This is a genomic window from uncultured Cetobacterium sp., from assembly GCF_947038635.1.
In the GTDB taxonomy this organism is placed as follows: domain Bacteria; phylum Fusobacteriota; class Fusobacteriia; order Fusobacteriales; family Fusobacteriaceae; genus Cetobacterium_A.
Map to the genome: position 1 here is coordinate 1 of NZ_CAMQXC010000186.1, position 2,558 is coordinate 2,558.

Here is a 2,558-nt window from a genome sequence, read left to right on the forward strand (position 1 = left end):
AACTAAAGATGCTCAACCAATTACAAAAATTGATAAGATATTTGAAATTTTAAATAGTGTAAATGCTTTTTATAATGATTACGAGTTATATTTTAAACCCTTTGGAGTTATTCAATTTGTCAATTCTAAATTAAATGTAGATATGAGTTTTAAAAATAGTGAAGAATTATTTGAATTTATAAAAAAATATTTTATTATCTACTAAAATTTTTCTAATATAATTAAACTATTCAAGTTATTAGTAATGGTGTATAATAAGTAACAAAAAAATTAAAGGAGTTTATTGTATTATGAAAAAAAGAATTTTTTATTTAGTAAATATTTTTTTTATTTTCTCATTACAAGTATTGGCACTAAATTTTACAAATAGTAAAAAAATTGAGAAAATATTTCAAGAAAATCAAGTAAAAGGAACTTTTGTGCTTTATAATCCTCAAAATAATAGTTTTATAGGATATAATAAAGAAAGAGCAGAAGAAAGATTTTACCCAGCATCCACTTTTAAAATATATAATTCCTTGATTGGATTAGAAACTGGAGTTATAAAAAATGTAGATGAAGTTTTTTATAAATATAATGGTGAAAAAGTATTTTTAAAAAACTGGGCACAAGATTCTAGTCTAAGATATGCTATAAAGGTTTCACAAGTTCCAGCTTATCAACTTTTAGCTAGAAAAATTGGAATTGAAAAAATGCAAAATGAAATTAATAAATTAAATTTTGGAAATAAACAACTAGGAAAAAAAGTTGATCAATTTTGGTTAAGAGGACCTTTAAAAATTAGTGCTGTTGAGCAATGTGAGTTATTAGCTAAATTGGCTAATGGTGAACTTCCATATTCTGAAAATAATCAAAAACAGATTCAAGATATAACTATTTTAGAGAGCACAGAAAGTTGGACACTACATGGAAAAACAGGATGGGCTACATCAAATATAGAAATACCTGTTGGTTGGTTTGTTGGTTGGGTAGAAAAAAATGGAGAAATTTATAGTTTTGCAATTAATTTAGAGATGAAAGATGGAAAAGATTTACCTAAACGAGAAGAAATAGCAAAAGATTCTTTAAAAGTTTTAGGGGTATTATAAAAAAACTTCCCGCCTAAAATTTAGAGCGGGAAGATACTTTATAAAGTTTTCCTAATTTCCTATAAACAATATCTTTTTTAGTTAATATACCTTTGGTAAAATATTTTTTTACAGGGAGATAGCATTTAAATTCTTCCAAATATTCGTAGGAGTTCCAAGTGCCAATTTTAATATTCTTTTCATAGTATCCATTTTCTAAAGAGCTAAAATACCTACCATTTTTTATAATAACTTCATCTGTAATCTTTCCTTGAAAAACTTCTTCTAAAGTTATTGATCCTAGTTGGTGAATTTGAAATAGAAAATAATATTTCCCATTACTAAATAAAATATTATCACTATTAATATATTTTATAAAATTTAAATTATCCAATGAATAAATTTTAAAATATTTTTGAAGATTAAATTTTTCGTAGTCTTGAGGAAGGAGTTCATATTGATAAAAAGAGATTTTATCAGAATGTTCCTCTTTGTTATTGTTTCTAAATTCATCCCATAAACTATAATTATTAAAATTTATAACTTTATAATATGGAGTTAATTTTTCTAACTCTTTTTTAGCTAGATTAACATTAAAGTTTTTAATGTTTGCAATTTGACTATTTATTTTATTAGAAGTTATATCATTAAATGTTTTAAAAAATTCTGTAGCTTCATCCTCTTGGTAATCCTCTTCTTCCATAGTTAAATTCGTAAGAGAATACCCTTCTAAATAATTTTTACCATTTTCATAATAAATGATAAATATTTCGTTAACGCTATCTTTGTTAGTATCATATAAAAAAACATCTTTAACTTTTGTTTTTATATTTTGTGTATCTAAAAGAATTGTTCTATTATTTTTAGATATTTCAAAAATAATATTATATCTATTTTTAATCTTTTCAAATTTAAGAAGCCCATTGACTCTTGTAATTTCATTTTTAAATAACTCTAATTCTAAATTTGGATGTATGGAGTTTCCGTGTAATTTAAATGGAGTTAATAAAATTATGAATAACAGAATTATATATTTTTTTTGAAAATTTTTAATTAAATTAAAGTTTGATTTATAAGTTTTCATAAATTCCTCCAACAAAATATTTCCTAAAAATTTGTATTTGAATTCATGAGAATTATAGCACAAAAAAGAGTAGAAAAATCAATAATAAATTTTTTTTTTTTACGTAACACATGTGTTACATAAAAATGAAAATTATAATTAAAGAAAGTTATTTCAATTAAAATTGACTTTAATAAAAGTGAAAGCTATACTTATAGTACAACAAATAAAAGGAGGCATTTTATGGGTAAAGTATCTAGTTTCATTTTGTGTTTAGTTGTGATAGGGTATTGTTCAGTTGATAACGAAAAAAATAAAGAATTAAAAAATACAAGGAATCAATTGGCATATGAATATAATATGAAAAGTAATAAATTAAACAGACAGTTAATGTATGAATATAATTTGAAGGAAAATATCTCTAATAG

At 22.6% G+C, this 2,558-nt stretch carries 4 protein-coding genes; 3 read left to right on the forward strand and 1 reads right to left on the reverse strand.

The features are described 5' to 3' along the window. Together Q0V08_RS11445 and blaOXA are read left to right on the forward strand one after the other, a co-directional pair. The coding region (locus tag Q0V08_RS11445; protein WP_297434843.1) for a hypothetical protein at window positions 1-205 on the forward strand (205 nt) is incomplete at its 5' end. 85 nt (window positions 206-290) lie between these two features. After that, window positions 291-1,088: a class D beta-lactamase gene (gene blaOXA, locus Q0V08_RS11450; protein WP_297434844.1), complete on the forward strand. Its 798-nt coding sequence runs from the start codon at window positions 291-293 to the stop codon at window positions 1,086-1,088. A gap of 13 nt (window positions 1,089-1,101) precedes the next feature. Here the strand turns inward: blaOXA and Q0V08_RS11455 are convergent, their stop codons facing one another. Continuing rightward, window positions 1,102-2,151: a hypothetical protein gene (locus Q0V08_RS11455; RefSeq protein WP_297434845.1), complete on the reverse strand. Its 1,050-nt coding sequence runs from the start codon at window positions 2,149-2,151 to the stop codon at window positions 1,102-1,104. A gap of 222 nt (window positions 2,152-2,373) precedes the next feature. Here Q0V08_RS11455 and Q0V08_RS11460 point away from each other — a divergent pair. Further along, window positions 2,374-2,558: hypothetical protein (locus Q0V08_RS11460; RefSeq protein WP_297434846.1), on the forward strand; the 185-nt coding region annotated here is incomplete at its 3' end.

Excerpts from the sequence above, each read along its gene's own strand:
- blaOXA (WP_297434844.1), top strand. The coding sequence starts at position 291 with ATGAAAAAAAGAATTTTTTATTTAGTAAATATTTTTTTTATTTTCTCA.
- Q0V08_RS11455 (WP_297434845.1), bottom strand. The coding sequence starts at position 2,151 with ATGAAAACTTATAAATCAAACTTTAATTTAATTAAAAATTTTCAAAAA.